Source organism: Halomonas terrestris, from assembly GCF_049166755.1.
Lineage (GTDB): Bacteria > Pseudomonadota > Gammaproteobacteria > Pseudomonadales > Halomonadaceae > Halomonas.
The window spans coordinates 35715-60027 of record NZ_JBMHFZ010000024.1 but is presented as its reverse complement, the minus strand read 5'-3'; the positions used below and the strand labels follow the sequence as shown (position 1 = coordinate 60027).

Sequence of the window (24313 nt, the reverse complement as noted above, 5' to 3'; positions counted from 1 at the left end):
CAAGCCCATGACACTCTCACACGACACGTTCCGGACAGGGCTGAAGCACACGGTCACGGCGCTGGCCGTCGCCATGTCCTTCTACCACCTCATGACGGCCTTCTTCGGGACGCCCATCTCCGAGGTGCACCTGCCCGTGCACCTCGGGTTTGCCCTGGTGATCATCTTCTGGACCTATCGCAAGCCCGCGACGGGGCCCCTCGGGGCCCTGCTCATCCTGCGGGATCTGCTGCTGACCGCCATGGCGGTCAGTGGTTGTGCCTATCTCGCGCTGAATTCTGCCGAACTGCAGCAGCGGATGCTCTACTTCGATCCGCTCACCACGCCGCAGCTGCTGTTCGGCTCCATACTGATCGTCTCCGTGCTCGAGGCGGCACGCCGCGTGGTCGGCTGGCCCCTGGTGATCCTGGGGGCGACGGCCATCGCCTACGCCCTGTGGGGCAACCATCTTCCTTCGCTGCTGTGGCATCGCGGTTACAGCTTCGAATCGATCATCGAGTCCACCTACCTGACCCAGGATGGACTCTGGACCACGCCGCTGAGGGTCACGGCAACCTACGTGTTCCTGTTCGTGCTGTTCGGTGCCTTCCTGGTCGCGTCGGGGGCCGGGACCTTCTTCACCGACCTGGCGCGCAGCCTGACCGGCCGCTTCACCGGCGGCGCGGCCAAGACCGCCGTGGTCTCCAGCGCCCTGATGGGCTCGCTGTCGGGCAGCTCGGCCGGCAACGTGGTGGTGACCGGTTCCTTCACCATCCCGACCATGAAGCGGGCCGGCTTCCCCGCGCGCTTCTCGGCAGGGGTGGAGGCCGTCTCCTCCTCGGGCGGGCAGTTCATGCCTCCGGTGATGGGCTCCGCGGCCTTCATCATGGCCGAGTTCATCGGCATGCCCTACATCGAGATCGCCCAGGCGGCCATCATCCCGGCGCTGCTCTACTTCGTCTCCGTGATCGCGATGGTGCACTTCGAGGCCCGGCGCCTCGAGCTCGCCCCCGAGGTCGCGGATGTGCGCGCCTTCCAGGTGCTCAAGCAGCGCGGGTACCTGCTGCTTCCGGTGATCGTCATGCTGGGCGTGCTCTCCAACGGCTATACGCCGACGCTGGCCGCCCTCTATGCACTCGGCTCCCTGGTGCTGGCCCAGGTGGTGTTCGAGCGGGAGTCCCGTGCGCTGCTGTTCAGGAACTGCCTGAAGGCCATGAACGACGCTCCGCGGATCATCGGCCAGATCACCATCGCCAGCGCCGTGGGGGGCATCATCGTGGGGGTCGTCACCCAGACCGGCCTGGGACTGCGGATGAGCTCCATCGTGCTGGGCATTTCCCAGGGCAGCCTGCCCTTGCTGCTGGTCCTGACCATGCTGTGCGGCGTGATCCTGGGAATGGGCATGCCGACCCCGGCGGCCTATATCATCCTTGCCGTCCTGCTGGCTCCCGGGCTGGTCGAGTTCGGCGTGCCGATCCTGGCGGCGCACCTGTTCGTCATGTACTGCGCCGGGGTCTCGGCGATCACGCCGCCGGTGGCGTTGGCCTCGTATGCCGCCGCTGCCATTGCCGACTCCGATCCGTGGCGCACCAGCCTGACCGCCCTCAAGCTCGGCCTGGCCAGCTTCATCGTGCCCTACATGTTCGTCTTCGCCCCCGCCATCCTGGGGATCGGTTCCGGGTGGCAGATGACGCTCGACTCGCTGGCGGCCGCCGTCGGGGTCATTGCCCTGGCGGCCTCGCTGATCGGCTGGTTGTGGATACGCATGAATCCCTATCTCAGGGTGCTGCTGTTCGCCGCCGCGCTGATGATGATCATGCCGGGAATGCTGGCCGACGCCGCGGGCGGTGCGCTGATCGCCGTGATTGCCACCTACTGCTTCGTGGCGAGCCGGCAGCAGGGCAGGAGAGAAGCCCTCAGGCCGCCCGTCGAACAAGACCTGTAACAACGCTGGAGACACGACATGCAATCAAGGATCGAGTTGCCCTCGGCACATGACATGGACCCACGGCAGCAAGCCATCTATCAGTCGGTGCTCGCGACCCGCGGCAATGCCGATGGCCCCTTCCTGGCCTGGCTGCACAGCCCCGGGCTGGCGGGCCCCGCCCAGCAGCTGGGGGCCTTCTGCCGCTACGACACCCAGCTTTCCCTCGTCGAGAGCGAGCTGCTGATTCTCTGTGTCGCCGCGCATTTCCGGTGTGTCGGCGAGCAGCAGATCCACGAGCCCATCGCGATCGAGGCCGGGCTGCCGGAAGAGGCGGTGGCGACCCTGCGGGCGGGCGACCGGGCCGACCTCGGCACCTCCCGGCTGGCCCTGCTGCAGACCCTGGCCCGCCAGCTGTTGGACGACAGCCGGATCGACGACGAGACGTTCGAGGCCGGCCGGCAGGCCCTGGGGACCCAGGCGCTTGTCGAGGTGGTGGGCATCATCGGCTACTACTCGCTGGTGGCCATGACCCTCAACGCGTTCGAGATGCGGCTTGGTGCACTCGATGTGACATGACCCCGGCAAGTCTTCTCGATACTGCCCTTGTCCGGTCACTTCCAACTTGGCCCCGGTATCAGGATGAGTGTGGCAGGCTGCCGACGACGCTGGGGCGCCTGCTCGTCCGAGGCCATGAACGTCAAGGCGGGGCAGGTTCGGGTGCCGAGGCGGCCCCTGTCGGGTCAAGCCCCGGGCCCTGAACGGCCTCGATGACCGGGGGGGCTTGGGGGGCGTTCCCCGCGACGGTCAGGCTGATTCGGTATCGAATGCCACGATCTGGCGCTTCTCGCGGGAGAACTCGACGCCGATCAGGTGAATGGGTTTACCCTGAGCGCGGTACTTGTCGGCGTAGCCCTGGTCTTTCAACTGCTGAAGCGCCTTGCCCTCCGGTACCTGCTCCACCACCTTGAACTCGAAAAGATACAGGTGGCCGCCGAAGTCCACGGTCATGTCGACCTTGCCGGTATTGCTGGCGTCTTCCACGGTCACGTCCACGCCGAGCGCGGCAAAGTGGCTGTAGAACACGCTGGCATAGTGTCCTTCGTACTTGGCAATTGGGTTGTTGCGGTACCAGTCGTGTGGCAGCCCGGCGTAGAGGGCCTTGAGATGCGCCTCCATGCCTGCAAGATCGTTGGCGCGAAGGTGCGTGAACAACGTCTTGCGGTGACGGGGCGCATTGTCTACCCCAAGTGACGGCAGCAAGGCCTGGTTGAGGCTGGTTTCCACTTCCTGGTTGGGAAAGCCCAGGGTGTAGAGCCGGTATCCCGTCATGGGCTCTTCCGCTTGCTTGATGGTCAGGTAGCCCGACTGGAACAACAGGCCCTCCGTGGCGATCTCGTCTACGTCAAAACGACTGAGGAGTTCAGGCTCGGTTTCCCACTGTTCCAGTCTTGGGGTGTAGAGGCCGCGCTGCCGCAGCAGGTCTACCAGGAAGGTGGGGGTGGCCGATTCGAACCAGTAAGGGCCGAACTGACGCTTCTGCAGGAGCAGTAGGACGTCGAAGGGGTTATAGACAGCGGTGACGTCTTGGCCACCCCAGCGGTAGCCGTTGTACCAGCGGCGGATCTCGGCGCGGTCCAGACCGGGCAATTCGGGGGCGAACACCGTGTCCAGGTCCTCGTCGGTATAGCCGCAGATGGTGGCGTAGGGCGCATCCAGGGTGACGTCATTGAGGTTGTTCAGCCCCGAGAACAGGCTGACCTTGCTGAACTTGGAGACACCCGTGAGCAGGCAGAAGCATAGGTGAGGATCGGCGTCCTTCAGCACCGAATACAGGTTGCGCAAGCCATCACGCAACGTCCTGGCTCGCCCGACATCCGTGATGTTGTCGAGCAGCGGTTTGTCGTACTCGTCGATGAGCACCACCACGCGCTGGCCATGCCGTGCATGGGCTTGCTGGATCAGTTCCTCGAATTCGCCGGGAATATCTGTTTCTCGCGAAAGGCTGATGCCCAGCCGCTCCCGATTCTGGTGCAGCAGGTCACGAATCCGCTGGTCCAGGGCGTCACGAGTTCCCAGGTGACCACCCGCAAAGCTGAGGCGAACGACAGGATGTTGGATCTGCCAGTCCCACTTGTCGTGTATGTAGAGCCCCTCGAACAGGGCTTCTCGCCCTTCGAACAGGCAGCGCAGGGTATCCACCAGCAAGCTCTTGCCGAAGCGACGGGGGCGAGACAGGAAGTAATACTTGCCTGCCTCGATGAGTCGATGGATGTGCAATGTCTTGTCGACGTAGTAATAGCCATCTTCGCGGATATCGGCAAAGGTCTGAATACCGATGGGCAGCTTGCGGCGATGAGCGGTTGTCAAGATGACCTCCCGAGGCAGGGCGCTGGCCTGTCGAGCGCCTAGCATAGCATGCAAGGGAGGCGGTGTTGGCCAGCCACGAAAGGCGCCGAGGCCTGCCCCTATGGGGTCAGACCCCAGCCAAGTCACGATGCCCGTCATGGTGCGCCTTGCGAGCGGATTCGACACCGCCGGGGTCTGACCCCATAGGGCCTCCCAGCGCTGGTGGTACGCCGCTTTGCGTGGGGGCTCCGATCATTGGCGGTTGGCGGTCAGCCATTGCCAGTAGTCCTGGAGGCCCTCGCGGATATCCGTGAAGCGGGGGGTGAAGCCGAGCTCTCGCCGGGCCAGCGAGATATCCAGCGGTGCCCCCCTGACCACGAACGGGCCCGGGCCGAGCCGCACGTTGGCGCGGTGGCCGATGATGTCGGCGACGTGGTCGACGATCTGCAGGTGGTCGACGGTCACGCCGCTGGAGATGTTGAAGTTGCGGTGGGTGACACTCTCCTTCTCGAACAGCTTGACGATCCCGGCGGCGGTGTCGTGGACGTGGGTCCAGTCCAGGGCCTGCTCTGAGCCGTTGGGGGCCTGGATGTCGTCGAGCCCTTCGAGTGGACCGAACAGCGCCTGGTAGACCTGGTGCATGTGCGAGGGGCGCTTGCCGGGTCCGTAGACGAAGAACAGCCGCGCGTTGCGCACGTCCATGCCGTAGGTGTCGCTGTACTGCAGGCCGTAGAGTTCGCCGGCGATCTTGGTGGCGCCATAGAGGTCGGTCGCCTTGTAGGGGGTCGTTTCGGCCTGGGGGCCGGGGGCGTCGCCGTAGACGGCGCCGGAGCTCATGTTGACGACCTTGTCGATGCCCAGGATGCGGCAGATCTCGAGCACGTTCAGGGTGCCGGTGGCATTGATCGAGATGTGCTTGAAGGGGCGCTGCTGGAAGTGCGGGCCGGCGATCACCGAGACGCCGTGAATCACCCCTTCGAGGTCGTCGCGATGACGCAGCAGGAGCTCGAACATGCTGTGATAGTCGAGCACGTCGACGCTTTCCAGCACCAGCCGGTCACGCACCTCTTCCAGGTAGTCGAGCCCCAGGCGGTCGAAGTGGCCGGCGGCCATGTCGCAGAGGATGACGCGCTTGCCCTGCTCGGCCAGTTGGTGGGCCACCCAGGAGCCGACGTGGCCGAGCCCTCCGGTGATCAGTACGGACATGGTGGGAATCTCCTTGGTTGTCACGGGCAGGCGATGCCAGCCCTAGTTGAGGACCAGGTTGGGCAGGAACATGACGATCGCCGGGAAGCTGATGATGATCAGCAGCACCGCGACCAGCGGGATGTAGAACGGCAGGGTCTCGCGGACGAGGCCGGCGAAGGACATGCCGGTGATCTTCTGTATCGTGAACAGCACGGTGCCGACGGGGGGCGTGATCAGGCCGATCATCAGGGTGAAGATCATCACCACCCCGAAGTGCACGGGGTCGATGCCGTACTGGATGACCACGGGCACCAGCAGCGGGGTGAGCAGGAACAGCGCCGGCACCGAGTCGATGAACAGTCCGATCAGCAGGATGAACAAGGCCAGCAGCAGCAGCAGGGCGAGCGGGTCGGTCACCGTGGCGAGCAGGGCGTCGGCGACCAGGGAGGTGACCTGGTAGCGGGCCAGCACCCAGCTGTAGAGGGCACTGCCGGCGATGATGAACAACAGAGCGGCGGTGTCGATGGCGGTGGCGCGCAGGATGTCGAGGAACTCGCGGAAGCTGATCGAGCGATAGACCAGAAACGAGATGATCATGCAGTAGAGCAGGGCGACCACCGAGGCCTCGGTGGGGGTGAACACGCCCGACAGGATGCCGACGATGATGATCAGGGGGGTGAGCATCGGCAGCAGGCCGCGGGTGATGGCGCGGGTGAAGTCGCTCAGGCGCGCCCTGGCCCGGGTGGGGAAGCCGCGGCGATGGGAGATGATGGCGACCATCACCATCAGGCCCAGCCCCATGAACAGCCCGGGGATGATCGAGGCCAGGAAGATCGCGGCGATCGAGGCATTGGCCAGGGCCCCGTAGATGACCGCGGGAATGCTGGGCGGAATGATCGGGCCGATGGTCGCCGAGCTGGCCGTGACCGCGGCGCTGAAGCCGGTCGGGTAGCCGTCGTCTTCCATCGCCTTGATCTCGAGCGCCCCCAGCCCGCCGGCATCGGCGACCGCCGAGCCCGACATCCCGGCGAACAGCATGCTGGCGACGACGTTGACGTGCCCCAGGCCCCCCTTGAGGTGGCCGACCATGGTGCGGGCGACATCGAAGACGCGATCCGAGATGCCGGCGCTGTTCATCAGCCGGCCGATGAGCAGGAAGGCGGGAATGGCCAGCAGGGTGAAGCTGTTGACCCCGTAGAGGGTCCGCTGGGAGATCATCTCCATGGGGATGGCATCGAAACCGCGGGTGTAGCCCAGCACCAGGGCCGAGGAGGCGATCATGGCGAAGGCCACGGGCACCCCCAGCATCAGCAGGACGATCAGGCCGACGAACATGATGACGAAGACTTCCATGGTCAAGCACTCCTGCCTGCTTCGGGGGTGGGGGGGCCGCCGGCGATTCGCCGGTAGAGATCGCCGAGCAGCAGCCCGATCATCAGCAGCGCGGATATCAGCTGGATGAGGTAGATGTAGGAGAAGCTCATGCGGAAGGTGCTGGCGAGCACACCGGCCGTGCGCCCCATCATGTTCCAGGCGCCGATCACCAGCATCAGCAGCACCAGGATGCAGATCACGTCGGCCAGGCTGGCGGCGAGGTTGCGCAGCCGGGGGCCAAGGGCGTCGGTGACGACGGTGATGCGGATATGCGCCTGGTAGCGCAGCGCGAGCACGGCGCCCAGGAAGATCTCGGCCAGGAACAGGTAACGAGCGGCCTCGTCGGTCCAGGGCACCGCGATGCCCAGGGCGTAGCGCGAGATGACCTGGATGGCCATGATGGCCAGCATCAGCGCGAAGGCTGCCATGACGATGCCGGTCAGCAGTTTCCAGAAGAGTTCGACCGCACGGGTAACGCGTTCCGCGGTGTTCACGGGCGCCTCCGGAGAAGGTGGTTCGGAACGAGTGGGTCTGGGCGATCCGCCGGCATCCCGGCAGATCGCCCGCTCGATCACTCGACGAGCGACAGGACGTATTCGCGCACGGCGGGGTGGTAGCCCTCGGCGATGCGGCGAATGGCGGGTTCGGCGGCGCTGCGGAAGGCGTCGACGTCCGGCTCGATGACGGTCATGCCGAGTTCCTGGAGCTGCTCGTACATGTTGTCCTGGCCATCGGCGACCATCTCGTTGCCCCAGGTGGTGGCCTCCTCGATGGCGCCGAGGATGATCTCGCGGTCGTCGTCGGAGAGCCGCTGGTAGAAGTCCTCGTTCATCAGCCAGTGGAAGAAGGAGTAGACGTGCTCGGTGCGGTTGACGTGGCTCTGCACCTCGTAGATCTTGCCGGCGTGGATGAGGTCGACCGGGTTTTCCTGCATCTCGATCACCCCGGTCTGCAGCGAGGTGTAGACCTCGGGCCAGGCGATGGGGCTGGGCAGGGCGCCGATCTCCTCCCAGATCTGGATCCAGGGCGCGATCTCGGGAACGCGCATGCGCACGCCTTCCACGTCCGCCGGCGTCTCGACCGGGAAGTTGGAGGTCAGGTTGCGCGGGTTGCGGGCGGAGAGCCCGACCAGGCGCATGTTGCCGTTGGCGATCAGCTGCTCGTTGAGCAGTTCGCCGGTTTCCCCTTCGTAGACCTGCCGGGCCTCCTCGCTGGCGCCGTAGACGAAGGGCAGGTCGGCGGCGGCGAACGCCTCGGCATAGAGGGTCATGGGCATGGAGCCGCCCAGGGCGATGGCATATTCGCCGTAGCTGGCCCCTTCCAGGTGGTCGCGCTCCCCGCCGACCTCGGTGCCCAGCAGGGTGACGGTATACGCGCCGTCGGTCTGTTCCTCGATGCTCTCCTTGAGTCGCTCGCCGACCTTGAACATGGCGTGCGAGGGCTCCACGTGGATGGCGATGGCCAGTTCCTCGGCCGCGGCATTCGTTGCGGTGCCGAGGGTGACGAGGCCGGCGAGTACGATGCCACTTGCTGTTGTTGTCTTCATGTCAGCGTCTCCTGGACGGGTAGGGCTGGGTTGGCGTTCATCCTGAAAACGGGCTTCGAAAGGCCCGCAGCGCGACGGCGAGGTCGGGTTCCTGTCTGGCGTGTTCCTCCAGCGTCACGCCGCTGGCCGTGGCCTCCCAGGCGGCGCGAAGGCTGCGGCACCCGGCGGCGACGCCGTCGGGGTGCCCCATGATGCCGCCGCCGCAGGTGTAGATGAGGTCGGTCGACTGCAGGGCGGCGTAGGTGGCGGGGGCCTGGTGGATGGTCTGTGCCGAGGAGAAGACCGGCATGGCGCGGTCGTCCCGCCCGGGCGCGTCGAGCAGGGGGGTGAGACAGGCGCGGGCGGAGTCGATCACCGAGGCGTCGGCCTCGGCGAACTTGCTGCCGAGCCCGTTGACGTGCAGGTGGTCGGCTCCTGCCAGGCGCAGCAGGGACTGGTAGGCGCGATAGTCGATGCCGATCTGCGGGTGACGGTAGAACAGCCCCCAGCCGTTGCGGTGACCGTGGATCGGCAGCTGCGAGTGGCGCCGCAGGGCCGCCAGCGAGGCCAGGCCGATCCAGTTGACACTGGCCATGACGCAGGTGCCGCCGTGGTCGCGGACCAGGTCGTGTCGCCGGCGCATCTCGTCGAGGTCGCCGGTGATGTTGAAGGCGTACATGGGCTTGCGGCCGGTGCGCTGGGCGTGCGCCTCGATGACCCGCATGACGGCGGGAACGCGTTCGGCCAGCGGCGAGTAGGGCGGGTCGGCGATCAGTTCGTCGTCCTTGATGAAGTCGATGCCCGCCTCGACCAGTTGCGCGACCAGGTCCGCGGTCTGCTCGGGGGTGAGCCCCACGCTGGGCTTGATGATGGTGCCGATCAGCGGGCCGCGCTCGACCCCGGCCAGCCGCCGGGTGCCGGGAACGGAAAACTGCGGCCCGGGGCACGCCTCGATGAACTCGCGGGGCAGGGCGACGTCCGTCAGGCGGATGCCGGAGAGTTCGCGCAGCTCTGTGAGGTTGCCGAGGACCGTGGCCAGCAGGTTGGGCAGGCTGGGGCCGATGTTCTCGAGCGGCCAGGAGAGGGTGACCTCGGCACGGGTGTAGGACTCGCCGGGCAGGGCGCCCGGCAGTGACGGGGCCGCGGCGGTGTCGAGGCGCGTCACCGATTCGACCCGGGCGGCATGGCGCTCGTGCAGGGCGTCGGTCTCGCCGGCGACCTTGAGGAAGGTGCCGGAGGACTGCTCGCCGGCCATGGCCGCGGCGGCCAGGTCGGGGTCGAGCGGCGTCTCGATGCGGTAGCGGGCACTGAGCCGGGCCATGCCCAGCGGGGGCCGGGTGGAGGCCATGTGCGTGCTCCTGCCGGGGTGAACCCGGTCGACGTTGTTGTTTGAGGAAAGCTAGCACGGGTTGTTTGGTAGCGCTACCATCATAGGCATTGCGTGTAGACTGACGGCGACACAGCGAGGAGCGGGTGAGGAGCATGCCATGACGACAGAGAAGTCGGGCATTCGGGAGCGGCGCCGTCATCGCGGCGATGATCGGGTGACCATCGAGGACGTGGCGAGGCAGGCCCAGGTGGCGCCGATCACGGTGTCACGGGCCTTGAATACCCCTGAGAAGGTGTCGGCCAGGCTGCGCGAGCGCATCGAGCGTGCGGTGAACGGGCTGGGTTACGTGCCGAACCTGATCGCCGGGGGACTGGCGTCGGCGGGTACGCGGATGGTGCCCGTGGTGGTACCGTCGCTGTCGATCCTGACGTTCATCGAGGTGATACACGGGATCCAGCAGACCCTGGAGGCGGCCGGCTACCAGGTGCTGCTGGGGTCGACCGACTTCGACCTGGACCGCGAGGCGGCACTGATCGACTCGGTTCTGGGCTATTCGCCATCTGGGGTGATCATGACCGGCCTGCGGCATCGCGACAGCGCCGTGGAGCGGCTCAAGGCCTGGCAGCGCCCGGTGGTCGAGATCATGGAGCTGGGCGACGCCTGCATCGACATGAACGTGGGCGTGGACAACACCGAGGCAGGCGCCTGCATGGCCCGGCACCTGCTGGCGCGCGGCTATCGTCGTATCGCCTTCCTGGGCGCCGGGATGACCCGCGATTACCGGGCCCGCCAGCGCTACGAGGGGCACTGCCAAGTGCTGGCGGCGGCCGGGGTGGAGAGCGAGTTGCTGTTCCATCGCGAGGAGCCCTCGTCGTACGAGGTGGGGCGGCGTATCTTCCTCGAGGCGCTGGCGGCGCGCCCCGATCTCGAGGCGCTCCATTTCGCCAACGACAACCTGGCCGCCGGGGCGATCCTGGAAGCCAACCGGCGTGGCATCCGGATCCCGGATCAGATCGCCATGGGCGGGTATCTGGGGCTGTCGCTCGGGGAGCACCTGACCCCGCGCCTCACCACGGTGGCGGTGCCGCGCTTCGAGATGGGCGTCGAGGCGGCCAAGTTGCTGATGGCGCGACTGGAAGGCCGGATGCCGCCCTCGCCGCGGATCGACATCGGTTTCGAGTTGACCGTGCGCGAGAGCACCTGATGCCCCCGGTCCCCCAGTGTCAGGAGGAGAGCGAACCATGACACGACTGCTGGCAGCCTTCTATGGCGACGATTTCACCGGCTCCACGGAGAACCTGGCGCAATTCTGCCGCCATGGTCTGCGCGGCCGACTGTTCTTCTCCAGCGCCGATCGGGACGCGATCCAGGCCATGGCGCCGGGGCTGGACGTGGTGGGACTGGCGGGTACGGCCCGCGGGCTGGCGCCGCCGGCGATGGGCGACGAGGTCGAGCCGGCCCTGGAGGTGATCGAGGCCCTGGATCCGCGCGTCAGGCAGTTCAAGGTGTGCTCGACCTTCGACTCGTCGCCGACGGTGGGCAGCATCGGTCATGTCATGGAACTGGCCCGGCGACGCTGGCCTGGGTGCGCCCTGCCGGTACTGCCGTCGACACCGGCCTTCGGTCGTTACACGGCCTTTTCCCATCTGTTCACGCGCTACGGGGGCGAGATCTGCCGGCTGGACCAGAACCCCGCCATGGCCCATCACCCCTCGACCCCGATGCGGGAGGCCGACCTGCGACGACACCTGGCGGTGCAGACGTCCATCCCGCCGGCGGCGGTGACACTGCTCGACTATCGCGCGGCGGATGGTGGCTGGCAGGCGCTGGCGGCGGCCGCCGAGGAGGGGCGCTTCGTGGTGCTGGATGCGACGGACCGGGAAGAGCTCCGGCACGCCGCCGAGTTGATCCTCAGGCTCGCCGGGGAACGCACCACGCTGGCGGTGGCCGCCCAGGGGCTGGCCGACGCCCTGGGGGAGATCGCCGTGCGCGACGAGGCGGGGCGCCGGCCGCTGCCCACCGGCTACCCGGGGGTGTCACGACTGCTGGTGCTCTCCGGAAGCTGTTCGCCTCAGACACGCGGCCAACTGGCCCATTTCGAGGCGCAGGGAGGGGAGGTCCTGGCGCTGTCGCCGGATGATGCGCTGCGCGATCCGGCGGCCCTGGCCCGACGGCTGGCCGGCCAGGTGCTGACGCGCTTCGAGGCGGGGTGCGATGTCGCCGTGGCGACCACGCGCGGGGAAGCGGACATCGTCGCCGGCATGTCGGCCGATCGCCTGGCGCAGGCCGTGGGGCAGGTGTTCGCCGGCCTGGCGCGCGAGCTGCGGGACGGCGGCGACATCCACCGCCTGGCGTTCGCCGGTGGCGACACCTCGAGCCACGCCATGCGCCGGCTCGGTGCCGGTGCCCTGGAACTGGTGGCCTTCGACGAGGCCCAGGGCGGCCACCTGTGCCGGCTGGTCGCCACCGATTCCACGGTCGATGGGCTGGAAGTGGTGCTCAAGGGGGGACAGATCGGCGACGAGGACTTCTTCTCGCGGGTGAAGCACGGTTCGGGACACTCAGCTTCGTAGGGATGCTCCCATCCCGCGGCATTGTCGTTTCTGCACCCGGGGGATGATGCAAAGCATTCGCCTGATCAGGGGAAATGGTCCTACAGGCTGCATTCATGGGAGTTACCTTCGAATACATTCCGTTGCAATGGAGTGTGTACGATGACCACCCTCGTGACCGGTGCCGCCGGCTTCATCGGCTTTCATGTGTCGCGGGCGCTCTGCCGGCGTGGCGAGGCGGTGGTGGGCCTCGACAATCTCAACGATTACTACGATCCGAGCCTCAAGGAGGCGCGGCTGGCGGTGCTGGCCGATTACCCGGGGTTTCGCTTCGAGCGGCAGGACCTGGCAGATCGCAAGGGCATGGAGGCGCTCTTTGCCGCCTGGCGTCCTGAGCGGGTCATCCACCTAGGGGCTCAGGCCGGGGTGCGCTACTCGCTGGAGAACCCCCACGCCTATATCGACAGCAACCTGGTGGGCTTCCTGAATGTGCTGGAAGGGTGCCGTGCCCACCGGGTGGCGCACCTGACCTACGCCTCCTCGAGCTCGGTGTACGGCGGCAACGTGCGCACCCCCTTCGCGCTGGAGGACAGGGTCGACCATCCGCTGAGCCTCTATGCCGCCACCAAGAAAGCCAACGAACTGATGGCGCACTCCTACAGCCACCTCTATGACCTGCCGACCACGGGGCTGCGCTTCTTTACCGTCTACGGGCCCTGGGGGCGGCCGGACATGGCGCTGTTCACCTTCACCCGCAAGATCCTCGCCGGCGAGCCCATCGAGGTGTTCAACCATGGCCACCATCGGCGGGATTTCACCTATATCGACGATATCGTCGAGGGGGTGCTGCGGGTACATGACCAGGCGCCGGTCGGTGACCCGGCATGGCAGGCGAGGGCGGCGGAGGGCGATACCCCGGCGGCCAGCAGCTCGGCGCCGTGGCGGCTCTACAACATCGGCAACCAGACCCCGGTGGCGCTGATCCGCTATATCGAGGTGCTCGAGGAGTGCCTGGGTCGCAAGGCCGAGAAGCGCCTGCTGCCGCGCCAGCCCGGTGATGCCCTGGATACCCACGCCGATGTCCTTGCCCTTCAGCAGGCGGTGGGGTACCGCCCCTCGACCACCATCGAGGTGGGCGTGAGTCGCTTCGTGGAGTGGTACCGGGCCTTCTATGAAGTTCCTGCCGAGGCGCCGCTCGGGCGAGAGCCCCTCGTGCCGGCCAATGGGATGCTGTTTCAGGCGCTGGGGAAATGAGCATTTCTCCCTGCCTGGGGCATGCCGCTCTTCCATTAGCTTCCGTTGATTACCGAATCCGATGATCAAGCGACAGCGCCGCGGCTATGCCGCGGCGCTGTCGTTTGGTCATGTCTCAGCCCAGGAGATGAGATTCCTCAGCTTGGAGATTCAGGGAATGGCCATTAAAAAACATTGTTCCTTAATCCCATATCTCAGCATGGTGCGGCCAGCAAAATAGGAATGTGTATTTTCTGTAACTATGTAAGCTGAATGTATCGACCAGATCCCTATGACCTGAAAAATGTTGATCTTCTCGTGAAGGTAAAGGGGAGCTCTGCACCTAACGAGAAGTCGGCGGCTATTGGTCGATGGAGTCGTACAGAGAAAGATGATAAGGGCCTCGGATAGATGCCAGTGAAATCCGGGGCGGTAGCGTGTCAAGGGAACAATCTGTGGGAGAAACGAGATGGTGCCGCTAACAGATACTCAGGCCTACAGAGCCGATACCGGGACTGATGGCCATGTCGACAGTGTCGCAAGGCCGTTGCGCCTGGTGATGTTGCTCTCGCTGGTATTGGTGATGTCGGTCACCGCCGGTTGTGCGATGGCGCCGGGTGGGCATATCAACGAGAAAAAGCTCGAGGAATCCCTGGACTCTCAGGTCGATATCATGGAGTTGACGCCGGAGATGGTGATGGGAATGCGCACGGAGGAGGAGTCGCTCGCACGACCGACACCGGAGCCACTTCGCAGCCAACTGCTGGATTACGAGTATCGCATCGGCCCGGGAGACATTCTCAGCGTGATTGTCTATGACCATCCAGAACTGACCATACCCGCCGGGAGCGAGCGACCCGCTTCAGAGACCGGCAACAGGGTGCGGCCCGATGGCACGATCTTCTATCCCTATGTTGGCAGGGTGCGAGTCGCAGGCATGACACTGGAAGAGGTGCGTGGCCTGCTGACTCGTCGACTTTCGAATGTGATCACCGACCCCCAGGTGGAAATCGGCATGGGGGCCTTCCATTCGCAGAAGGTTCATGTGAGCGGGGCAGTGGAGTCTCCGGGTACCTATCCGTTGACCATCGTGCCCATGACGATACTGGACGCCGTGAGCCAGGCGGGTGGAGCCACGGACAAGGCAGATTGGCACAATATCATTCTCACTCGCGATGGTCGTGAGGAAAGAATCTCACTTTACGCCATGCTGCGTCAGGGAGACATGACTCAGAATCGCCTCCTGCGCGATGGCGACCTTTTGCATGTGCCAACCTCCGAGAATCAGAACGTCGTTGTGCTGGGCCAAGTGTTGAAACCTGGTGCCATTCCGCTGGGCAATGAGCGACTCACCCTGACCGACGCCCTGGCGCGTGCTGGCGGGGTAAACGAGAGCCGGGCTCAGCCATCCGGTATCTTTGTCGTGCGTGGTAATGCACCGGAAAGCGATAAGCTGGCCACGGTCTATCAGCTCGATATCAGCGATGCCACACGGCTGATGCTGGGTACACGGTTCCCGCTCCAGCCACAGGATGTCGTCTACGTCACCTCAGCACCGCTGGCCCGCTGGAACAATGTGATCTCGCTGCTGTTGCCGACGGTCACGCTGCCGGGTGACGTGGGCAGGTCTGTTGACCGTGCAGGCAGCCTGTGATCATGCTGGCAACCGGATGGCTCGAGACACTGGTGCGGCTACCGCGCTGCACGAAGCGCCGGCTGCTCAGGGTCGCGGATACGCTGCTGGTGGCTATTGCCATGCTCATGGCCATCCTGCTGGTGGGCGATGCCCAGACCCTGCAGGATGGGCAGATCGGTGCGGTGATGGTGCCGGTGGTGCTGGCTGCGCCGCTCTGTTTCGAGCTGTTGGGAATCTATCGGGTAGTGTTGCGCTACATGAACCGGCGCGTGATCCAGGCCATTACGGCCGGGGTGGCATTCGTTACGGCTGCTTTGGTCCTGATGAATCTGATCATGGGACAGCCCCTAGCCATGCGTGTAGTGCTGGTATTCGCCATCCTAGCGCTGGTGGGAATCGGGGGCCTTCGGCTCGTGCTTCGCGAACTCTACCAATTGAGCTGCCGGAGTCAGCGCAGACCCGTGGTCATCTATGGTGCTGGGGCGGCTGGTTGCGAGCTGGCGCGGGCACTGCAGCAGGGTGGGCACTACTGGCCACGCGTCTTCGTGGATGACTGGCGTGGGCTCCAAGGCTCACTCGTCGAGGGGTTGCGCGTTTATTCGCCCCAGGAGTTGGCCGGGTTGGTGGTTCGGCTGAAAGTGGAGCTGGTACTGTTGGCGATTCCCAGTGCGCCACGCTGTCGGCGCAGAAAGATCCTCGAGGACCTGGCCGAGCTCTCCATTCCGGTGCAGACCATTCCAGGGACGGAGGACCTGGTCTCCGGGCGCGCGCTCGTCAATGAAACCCGTGACGTCGCCGTTGAGGATCTGTTGGGCCGTGAACCCGTGCCGCCTTTCCCGGACCTCATGGCTCAGGACATCCGGGGCAAGGTCGTCCTGGTGACCGGCGCCGGAGGATCGATCGGCTCGGAGTTGTGCCGGCAGATCCTGTGGCAGGGGCCACATCGACTGGTGCTGGTCGACAGCTGCGAGTTTGCCCTCTACTCCATCGAGCAGGAATTGCTGTCGGCGACGATTGGCGATGGCTTGCCTGTGTGCCGTGCAGTGCTGATGTCGATCCACCAGCAGGTGCCCCTTGAGGCGCTGATGCGTCGCGAGGGGGTGCAGACGCTCTACCATGCTGCCGCCTACAAGCACGTTCCGCTGGTGGAGAGCAATCTCACCGAGGGCATCCGCAACAACGTGTTCGGTACTCTGGGCCTGGTGAAAGCCGCCGTATCTGCCGGCGTGGAGAGTTTCGTGATGGTCTCCACCGACAAGGCAGTGCGCCCCAGCAACGTCATGGGAGCGACCAAGCGACTCACCGAACTGATCTGCCAGGCCTTCGCCAGCCGCTATCCGGATACAGTGGCAACCCGCTTCTGCATGGTTCGTTTCGGTAACGTGTTGGGCTCCAGCGGTTCGGTGGTACCGCGCTTCCAGGAGCAGATCGCCCGGGGAGGCCCGGTGGAGGTGACCCATGCAGACATCTCGCGCTACTTCATGACCATTCCTGAGGCGGCACAACTGGTGATCCAGGCCGGGGCCATGGGGGAGGCCGGTGAGGTGTTCGTGCTGGACATGGGTGAGCCCGTGCGCATCGCGGACCTGGCCATGAGCATGATCCGGCTCTCCGGGTTGGAGCTGAAGAGTGCAGAGAATCCGGGGGGCGATATCGAGATTCGCTACACAGGCCTCAGGCCTGGCGAGAAGCTATTCGAGGAACTGATCATCGGCGACGATGCCAGCCACACGCGCCATCCCCGGATCCTCACTACGCGCGAGCGCTACTGGGCCTGGAATCGATTGGAGCCCTTCCTGGGCATGCTGGAGGAGGCAGTCGAGGGCAGTGATGAAAAGAGGATCATCACCCTCCTGAAGCAGGCGCCACTGGACTATCGTCCCGCTCCAATTGGACCACTTCATGCCCTGGCTTCCGATCACGAGCCCGTGCAGGTGGATGCGGTACCGGCTTCCGGTGCGTCGGAAGGCGGCGACGAGGCATGGCGTGGCGTAGGCCATGCCGCCAGGTCACGGATGTAGCAAACCGACCATCAAGGAGCAGGGACACCATGGTCAATGATCTCAGGGCGCTTTATTCGCTGCTGACACCCGCCCAGCGAGCGCGGCTGTTGCGCTTGCAGGGGCTGATCATCGTGATGGCACTGGCCGAGATTGCCGCCGTACTTTCCATTGGCCCGTTCATGGCGGTGGTGGGCGACATGAGCCAGCTTCAGGGAGAGGGATGGTTGGCCACTGCCTACCAGATGAGCGGGGCCAGCAGCCCGCGTACTTTCCTGTCGCTGATGGGGCTGGGGGTGCTGATGGTGCTGATCCTGGCGGCGGTGGTCTCGACACTGACGACCTGGCGGCTATCGCTGTTCAGCTACAGCGTCGGCGCCGAACTCTCCTGCCGCCTCTATCGGCACTATCTCTACCAATCCTGGTTGTTCCACTGCCAGGAGAACAGCAGCCGGCTGATCAACAAGGCTTCCCAGGAAGTGCAACGCATCACCCAGAAGATCATCAGTCCTGCCATGCATGCAAATGCTCGACTGGTGCTGGTGACACTGATGAGTGTGGCGATCTTCACCTATAACCCGGTAGTAGCAGGCGTTGGCCTGCTGATCTTCCTTGCGTCCTACATGCTGCTCTACAAGACGGTTCGGCGCTTTCTCATTACCCATGGGCTTCGTATTTCCCGGACCCAGGCCGAGCGGTTGAAGCTGATGTCCGAGGGATTCGGGGGCATCAAGGATGTGCTGCTGATGCATCGCCAGGAGGCCTTCGCCAGGCAGTTCGACAAGGCCAGCCGGAAGTGGGCGAGAGGGCAGGGCGTGACCCAGGGGCTCGGAGAGGCCCCGCGCTATGCCATCGAGCTGGTGGCCTTCGGGTCGGTCATCCTGCTGGTGCTGTATCTGCTGAATCTCCACCAGGGCAACCTGGGAAGCATCCTCCCGGTCCTGTCGATTTATGCCCTGGCCGGCTTCAAGTTGCTGCCTGCCTTCCAGAAGATATATTCCGGCATCTCCAGCATACGGGGCAACCTGGCCGCCTTCGAGGAGGTCAGGGAGGATCTGATCGCGAGCCGGGTTGGGCGCCCCGAGAAGAACCAGGCCGAGATGGATTCCCTGCTGCTACCCACTCGCGAGATTCGTCTTCAGGACGTGGTCTTCCGCTATCCGGGCAAGGAGGAGCCGGCTCTGGACGGGCTGAGCCTGTGCCTGCCTGCGCGCAGCATGGTAGGCATGGTAGGGGCCTCCGGTGGCGGCAAGAGCACGGCGGTCGATCTCCTCATGGGGCTGATGATACCCGAGAGTGGCAGCGTGACGGTGGATGGCGTGTCGATAGGCGAGGACAACCTGGCTCGCTGGCAGGCTTGTATCAGCTATGTGCCACAGCATATCTATCTGACCTCCGCCAGCATTCGCGAGAACGTTGCCTTCGGCATCGAGCCGGCCGAGATCGACGATGCGCGCGTATTGGAGGCACTGCGGGCCGCCCAGATGGAAACCTTGGTGATGAAGGGCCTTCCCGACGGGCTCGACACGCGAGTCGGGGAGCGTGGCGTACAGCTTTCCGGTGGCCAGCGTCAGCGTATCGGTATTGCCCGGGCCCTCTATCACGCCGCCCCCGTCCTGGTGCTGGACGAGGCCACCAGCGCCCTGGACGGAACCACCGAGCGCAAGGTCATGGAGGCCATCCAGGACTTATCGGGAACTCGAACCATCATCATGATCGCCCATCGATTGTCGACGGTGCGTAATTGCGACTGCATCTATCTGGTCGAGAAAGGGCGTGTCATCGGCCAAGGCACCTATGACCAACTTGAGGCCAGGAACGATGCCTTTCGAGCCCTGTTGGCCAATGCCTAATGAAGTCATCATGCCGGGAAGGTAGGAAATAAAGAACATGAGTCTTGCATATCGACCTGAAATCGATGGCCTGCGAGCCGTGGCGGTGGTGCCGGTGATCCTCTTCCATGCAGGGGTCGATGCGTTCCCGGGTGGCTACGTGGGGGTGGACGTCTTTTTTGTGATCAGCGGCTACTTGATAACGGCACTGATCTACCGAGAAATGATGACAGGCCGCTTCTCTTTACTGCGTTTCTATGAACGACGTGCTCGACGCATCCTGCCCGCCCTGCTGATAGTCTGTGCGCTCTGCATTCCTTTTGCCTGGTGGTGGTTACTTCCCGACGATTTCGAGGTGTTCAGCCAGAGCCTGATAGCGACCAACCTCTTCGTATCGAACATCTACTTTTGGCGCTCCATCGGCTACTTCACGGCCCCGGCCGAGATGACGGTCCTGCTGCATACCTGGAGCCTGGCGGTGGAGGAGCAGTTCTACCTGTTGTTTCCGTTGGGGCTCATGATGTTGCACCGGCTGAGTCGCTACGTGCTATTTGGCATCATGCTGCTGGTGTTTCTGGCCAGCCTGGCGCTGGCGGAGTGGGGCATCGCGAACCACCATGTCATGGCCAGCTTTTACCTATTGCCGACACGTGCTTGGGAGTTCATGGCCGGAGCCATGGCGGCCCTGCTGCTGCACGAGGGGCGCCGGCCATCCCTGGGCCGGTGGAATGGAGTCGCTGCGCTGCTGGGCGTGGCCATGATCTTGATCGCCGTGCTGGCTTTCAACGAGGAAGTGCGTACTCCCGGGGTGTTGACCCTGGTGCCCGTACTGGGGACCTGCTTGGTCATTCTCTTCGCTGGGCGTGATGACCCTGCCGGGCGGTTGCTGAGCCTGAGACCAGTAGTGGGAATCGGCCTGATCAGTTACAGCGCCTACCTGTTCCACCAACCGGTGCTGGTCTTTGCCCGGGAACGCCTGATGCAGCCCTTGACCCCCTGGACCACTGTGGGGCTTTGCCTGCTGATCCTGGTGCTGTCGGTACTATCCTGGCGCTTCGTCGAGCAGCCGGTGCGTAACCGTCAGCTGGTCGGACTTCGTCAGGTGGTACAGGGTAGTGTAGTGGCTACCCTGGCGTTGGTGACCTTCGGTTTCTATTCGAGTATGACCCATGGGATTCCGGGCAGGATGGCGCCTGAGGTTGTGGCAATAGCCGCCGAAAAACATAAGACGTATGACCGGGCCAGGGGTTGTCAGGTCAATCCTGGTCAAAGGCTATCCATTGATACGCTCTGCGCCTTCCATGGGGATAGTGATCAGTTGGTTGCCGTTTGGGGAGATAGTCATGCGACTCCCCTGGTAAGGGGGTTGGCAAAAGAGTTGGTGAGGCATGGATATGGTGTCAAACAATTGGTTCACACCAATTGTCTTCCCTTTGTGGGTTATCAGCGTAGTGATGGTAGGCTGAGTTGCACTCAATTCAATGAGATGGTTCTGGATTATTTGATATATGACGATGAAATAGAATATGTCGTGATGATGGGTCGGTTTCCCATGCAACTGACGGGGGAAATGTTCGATAATAATGAAGGAGGTGTCGAACTTGGCCAGCCTGTTAAGGCACTTCCTCTCGATTCCTTCGATGGTGATCAGGATCGTATCGCGCTGCTTCGAGAGGGAGCTATAAGCACCATTCAGGCGCTGATCGATAGCGGAAAGAAGGTGGTGCTGGTTTATCCTGTGCCGGAGATGGGTTGGGACGTGCCGAAGTATATCGCCAAGTCAAAGCTCTACGAGACACCCATCGAACGTCCGGTCTCCACCAGTCAAGAGATATTCCTTCAGCGCGTGGGAACCAGCTATGAGTTTCTTGATTCACTGGGTGAAAATAAGGCTTTGGTGCGGGTGAAACCCGAATCGCTGTTCTGCAATACCCATCTCGAGGCGCGTTGTGTGGCCGAGTTGGATGGGGAACTGCTCTATTACGATGACAGCCATCTCAGTAGCCTCGGATCGAAGCTGTTGGTACGCAATATCCTGACACGCATGCAAGCGAGGGGGTGGTCGCTTGGTGTCCGGCTGGCCAAGGGCCGGATCGCTGAGGCTATGCCCATAGGGGACTAGGGGGTGACATGAACGTCTTGATCGTAGGAAACATGGGCTATGTGGGCCCGGTGCTCGTTGAAACCCTGGCCGAGCGCTATCCCGATGCTGTGCTGGATGGCTTCGACAATGCCTATTTTGCCCACTGCCTGACCGGGGCGCCCGGCCTTCCCGAGCGGCACCTGAGGGCCCAGTATTTCGGGGACGTTCGCAGCATCGAGCCGGGGCAGCTCGAGGGCTATTCGGCGGTGGTGGATCTGGCAGCGGTATCCAACGATCCGATGGGACACCGCTTCGCCGAAGTGACGGCCCAGATCAATGCCCAGGCCGCGGTGGAACTTGCCCGAAAGGCGTCTATCGCCGGCGTTGGGCACTTCGTCCTGGCGTCCAGCTGCAGCCTGTATGGGGTGGCTTCCGGCCCCCCCAGGCGCGAGAGCGACCCCGTGGCGCCGATCACCGACTATGCCATTTCCAAGGTGGAGGCCGAGCGTGGCCTCTCCGTCCTCGACAGCGAGATGGTGATCACCTGCCTGCGCTTTGCCACGGCGTGTGGGATGTCGCCGCGGCTGCGTCTCGACCTGGTGCTCAACGACTTCGTGGCCAATGCCCTGGCCACCGGCGAGATCCGGGTGCTCAGCGATGGCACACCCTGGCGTCCGCTCATCGACGTTCGGGACATGGCCCGGGCAATCGACTGGGCCATGCAGCGTTCCGAACGGGATGGCGGCAGGGTGCTGAACATCAATGCCGGGGCCAACGCCAGTAATTACCAGGTCAGGGAGCTTGCCCATGCCGTTGCCGATGTGCTGCCCGGCGTGGCGGTGAGCATCAACCATGAGGCGCCCGTGGATAGTCGCTCCTATCGGGTGGATTTCGGGCTCTTCGAGTGCCTGGCGCCCGACCATCTTCCCGCCATGACCCTGGCCGACTCCATTCTTGGGTTGGTCACTGGCCTGCGGGAAATGGGATTCGATGACAAGGCATTCAGGTCCTCAGACCTGATGCGACTCAATGTCCTTCAGGGGCATATCGAGTGGGGCTGGCTGACCGAACAGCTGGAGTGGGTCAGGCAGCCGGATGTGGCAAACCAGCGAGCCGGGGAGGTGTGAGATGAAGGTAGCGATCTTGGCGGGAGGGTTCGGGACTCGCCTGAGCGAGGAGACATCCATCAGGCCCAAGCCGATGGTGGAGATCGGGGGCAAGCCCATTCTCTGGCACATCATGAAGATGTACGCCCATCATGGCTTCCGGGAGTTCATCATCCTGGGTGGCTACAAGGTGGAGTCCATCAAGAAATACTTCATCAATTACCGCGGCGACTGCACGGACTACACCATCGATCTGGAAACCGGAGACATCGAGTGGCTGCAGCCGACCCATGAGGACTGGCGTGTCACGGTGCTCGATACCGGCCCGGATGCCATGACCGGAGGGCGCTTAAAGCGGGCCATGCGCTACCTGTGTGACGCGCCCTTCTGCCTCACCTACGGGGATGGTGTCAGCAATGTGGATGTCACCGCCCTGGTGCGCCAGCACCAAGAGTCGGACAGCTGGTGTACCCTCACCGCCGTCGTGCAGCCCGGGCGTTACGGTTCCCTGCGCGTCAGCCGGGACGGTCGCCATGTCAACGGCTTCAGGGAGAAGGGGGCGACCGATGGTGGGCTGATCAATGGTGGCTTCTTCGTCTGCAACCCGGAGGTGTTCGAGCTAATCGAGGGCGACCAGACGGTATGGGAGAACGACCCCATGGAGCGCATGGTGAAGATGGGCAAGCTTGGCTATTACCACCACCAGGGGTTCTGGCAGAGCATGGATTCCCTCAGGGACAAGATGCTGCTGGAGGAGCTCTGGAATACCGAGCCGGCGTGGAAGGTATGGTAAGGACGAGTAGGGAAGGAGAGCACCACGGCATGCACGCGTGCCGTGGCCATATCAGGGGCAGCGGGGTAATCGGGGAGTCGCCATGATCATCATCGACAGGGCCCTGGCACGCTACCGGGATGAGGGCAAGGTCATCCGGGTCGGCATGGTGGGGGCGGGGTTTCAGGCCAGCGGCATCGCCCAGCAGTTCCTGACCGCGACGCCGGGCATGGTGCTCAGCGCCGTGGCTAATCGCCACCTGGCCAAGGCGCATGCCGCCTACGCCCAGGCCGGGGTAACGGCCGTGGCGTGTGAGACACGGCAGGCATTGGAAGCGGCGATTGCGGCGGGGCGGCCGGCCGTGACGGAAGATGCATTGGCCCTGGCGTCGGCAGAAGGCATCGACGTAGTGCTGGAGGTCACCGGCTCGATCGAGCATGCGGCGCATGTGATCGTAACGGCCATCGATGCCGGCAAGCACGTTGTACACATGAACGCCGAGCTCGATGGCACAGTGGGCCCAATCCTCAAGGTGCGTGCCGAGGCTCAAGGGGTGGCCTACACCTTCGCCGATGGCGATCAGCCCGGGGTGCAGATGAACCTCTACCGGTTCGTCTCCGGCATCGGTGTCACCCCGGTGCTGTGTGGCAACATCAAGGGGCTCCACGACCCCTATCGCAACCCCGAGACCCAGGCCACCTTCGCTCGCAAATGGGGGCAGAAGCCGCATATGGTAGCTTCATTCGCCGATGGTACGAAGATCTCCTTCGAACAGGCGATCGTGGCCAATGCCACCGGCATGCGTGTAGCGCGCAGGGGAATGCTTGGCCCGGACTTCTCGGGCGGAAACCCGGATGCCGAGCCCGTGCAGATCGAGAAGGTTCTGCCCAGCTTCGAGCCCTACCTGGATCCCCAGGTGCCAGGGCTGGTGGACTATGTGGTCGGGGCGAGGCCTGGCCCTGGCGTCTTCGTGATCGGACATACGGAGCATCCTCGGAAGCGCCACTACCTGGACCTCTACAAGATGGGCAAGGGGCCCTACTACTGCTTTTATACGCCCTATCACCTGTGCCATTTCGAAGTGCCCAACAGCGTGGCGCGGGTCGTGCTGTGTTCGGATATCGTGCTTGCGCCGGCCGGTGGCCCCCGGGTGGGGGTGATCGCCGTGGCCAAGAAAACCCTGACGCCGGGAGAGCGGATCGAGGACTTCGGCGGCTTCGAGGTCTACGGCGTGGCAGAGAACATGGGAGCAATCCGGCGGGAGCGCCTGCTGCCCATCGGACTGGCGCTGGAGGCCACCGTCAAACGGGCGGTTAGCCGTGACCAGGCCTTGACCTTCGATGATGTGAACCTGCCCGAGGGACGCCTGGTGGATGAGCTTTATCGTGAACAGGAACGCCTGTTCCGTCCTACCGCGTGAATATCAAAGG

The 24313-nt window shown here is 64.1% G+C and carries 18 protein-coding genes; 12 read left to right on the top strand and 6 right to left on the bottom strand.

Annotated elements, in window-relative coordinates:
• Nucleotides 1-7: 7 nt before the first annotated feature.
• Both ACOMD9_RS18485 and ACOMD9_RS18480 read left to right on the top strand, forming a co-directional pair.
• Nucleotides 8-1924 carry a TRAP transporter permease gene (locus ACOMD9_RS18485; protein ID WP_421417453.1) on the top strand — a complete coding sequence of 639 codons (1917 nt, stop codon included), beginning with the start codon at nucleotides 8-10 and terminating at the stop codon, nucleotides 1922-1924.
• Between the two features lie 18 nt (nucleotides 1925-1942).
• Entirely contained in the window at nucleotides 1943-2482 is a 540-nt protein-coding gene (locus ACOMD9_RS18480; RefSeq protein WP_421417452.1) for a carboxymuconolactone decarboxylase family protein, read from the top strand.
• 228 nt (nucleotides 2483-2710) lie between these two features.
• On the opposite strand, the gene ACOMD9_RS18475 is transcribed toward ACOMD9_RS18480, so the two are convergent.
• The 6 genes from ACOMD9_RS18475 to ACOMD9_RS18450 all read right to left on the bottom strand — a co-directional run bounded on the left by ACOMD9_RS18475 (nucleotide 2711) and on the right by ACOMD9_RS18450 (nucleotide 9687).
• Entirely contained in the window at nucleotides 2711-4318 is a 1608-nt protein-coding gene (locus ACOMD9_RS18475) for an ATP-binding protein (RefSeq protein WP_421417464.1), read from the bottom strand.
• A 186-nt stretch (nucleotides 4319-4504) separates the two neighbouring features.
• Nucleotides 4505-5458: an NAD-dependent epimerase/dehydratase family protein gene (locus tag ACOMD9_RS18470; RefSeq protein ID WP_421417451.1), complete on the bottom strand. Its 954-nt coding sequence runs from the start codon at nucleotides 5456-5458 to the stop codon at nucleotides 4505-4507.
• A 42-nt stretch (nucleotides 5459-5500) separates the two neighbouring features.
• Nucleotides 5501-6793 carry a TRAP transporter large permease gene (locus ACOMD9_RS18465; protein WP_421417450.1) on the bottom strand — a complete coding sequence of 431 codons (1293 nt, stop codon included), beginning with the start codon at nucleotides 6791-6793 and terminating at the stop codon, nucleotides 5501-5503.
• 2 nt (nucleotides 6794-6795) lie between these two features.
• Nucleotides 6796-7308 carry a TRAP transporter small permease gene (locus ACOMD9_RS18460; RefSeq protein WP_421417449.1) on the bottom strand — a complete coding sequence of 171 codons (513 nt, stop codon included), beginning with the start codon at nucleotides 7306-7308 and terminating at the stop codon, nucleotides 6796-6798.
• A gap of 77 nt (nucleotides 7309-7385) precedes the next feature.
• The gene (locus tag ACOMD9_RS18455) at nucleotides 7386-8360 is read right to left on the bottom strand and encodes a TRAP transporter substrate-binding protein (protein ID WP_421417448.1); all 975 of its coding nucleotides are present in this window, start codon (nucleotides 8358-8360) and stop codon (nucleotides 7386-7388) included.
• 37 nt (nucleotides 8361-8397) lie between these two features.
• On the bottom strand, nucleotides 8398-9687 hold the full coding sequence (locus ACOMD9_RS18450; RefSeq protein ID WP_421417447.1) for a ribulose-bisphosphate carboxylase large subunit family protein: 1290 nt from the start codon (nucleotides 9685-9687) through the stop codon (nucleotides 8398-8400).
• Between the two features lie 139 nt (nucleotides 9688-9826).
• On the opposite strand from ACOMD9_RS18450, the gene ACOMD9_RS18445 reads away from it, so the two are divergent.
• The 10 genes from ACOMD9_RS18445 to ACOMD9_RS18400 all read left to right on the top strand — a co-directional run bounded on the left by ACOMD9_RS18445 (nucleotide 9827) and on the right by ACOMD9_RS18400 (nucleotide 24303).
• The gene (locus ACOMD9_RS18445) at nucleotides 9827-10873 is read left to right on the top strand and encodes a LacI family DNA-binding transcriptional regulator (RefSeq protein ID WP_421417446.1); all 1047 of its coding nucleotides are present in this window, start codon (nucleotides 9827-9829) and stop codon (nucleotides 10871-10873) included.
• A 37-nt stretch (nucleotides 10874-10910) separates the two neighbouring features.
• Nucleotides 10911-12242, top strand: coding sequence for a four-carbon acid sugar kinase family protein (locus ACOMD9_RS18440; protein ID WP_421417445.1), 1332 nt, complete (start codon nucleotides 10911-10913; stop codon nucleotides 12240-12242).
• A 141-nt stretch (nucleotides 12243-12383) separates the two neighbouring features.
• Nucleotides 12384-13475 (top strand): NAD-dependent epimerase, encoded by a 1092-nt coding sequence (locus ACOMD9_RS18435; RefSeq protein ID WP_421417444.1) that lies wholly within the window; start codon nucleotides 12384-12386, stop codon nucleotides 13473-13475.
• Between the two features lie 538 nt (nucleotides 13476-14013).
• Entirely contained in the window at nucleotides 14014-15108 is a 1095-nt protein-coding gene (locus ACOMD9_RS18430) for a polysaccharide export protein (protein ID WP_465249817.1), read from the top strand.
• A gap of 2 nt (nucleotides 15109-15110) precedes the next feature.
• Entirely contained in the window at nucleotides 15111-17111 is a 2001-nt protein-coding gene (locus ACOMD9_RS18425) for a polysaccharide biosynthesis protein (protein ID WP_421417442.1), read from the top strand.
• Nucleotides 17112-17140: 29 nt separating this feature from the next.
• Nucleotides 17141-18943, top strand: coding sequence for an ABC transporter ATP-binding protein (locus tag ACOMD9_RS18420; protein ID WP_421417441.1), 1803 nt, complete (start codon nucleotides 17141-17143; stop codon nucleotides 18941-18943).
• Between the two features lie 37 nt (nucleotides 18944-18980).
• Nucleotides 18981-21044, top strand: a complete 2064-nt coding sequence (locus tag ACOMD9_RS18415) for an acyltransferase family protein (RefSeq protein WP_421417440.1) — start codon at nucleotides 18981-18983, stop codon at nucleotides 21042-21044.
• Nucleotides 21045-21052: 8 nt separating this feature from the next.
• Nucleotides 21053-22132 (top strand): NAD-dependent epimerase/dehydratase family protein, encoded by a 1080-nt coding sequence (locus tag ACOMD9_RS18410; protein ID WP_421417439.1) that lies wholly within the window; start codon nucleotides 21053-21055, stop codon nucleotides 22130-22132.
• A gap of 1 nt (nucleotide 22133) precedes the next feature.
• Nucleotides 22134-22904 carry a glucose-1-phosphate cytidylyltransferase gene (gene rfbF / locus ACOMD9_RS18405; RefSeq protein ID WP_421417438.1) on the top strand — a complete coding sequence of 257 codons (771 nt, stop codon included), beginning with the start codon at nucleotides 22134-22136 and terminating at the stop codon, nucleotides 22902-22904.
• Between the two features lie 82 nt (nucleotides 22905-22986).
• Nucleotides 22987-24303 (top strand): NAD(P)H-dependent oxidoreductase, encoded by a 1317-nt coding sequence (locus ACOMD9_RS18400; protein ID WP_421417437.1) that lies wholly within the window; start codon nucleotides 22987-22989, stop codon nucleotides 24301-24303.
• Nucleotides 24304-24313: the final 10 nt, after the last annotated feature.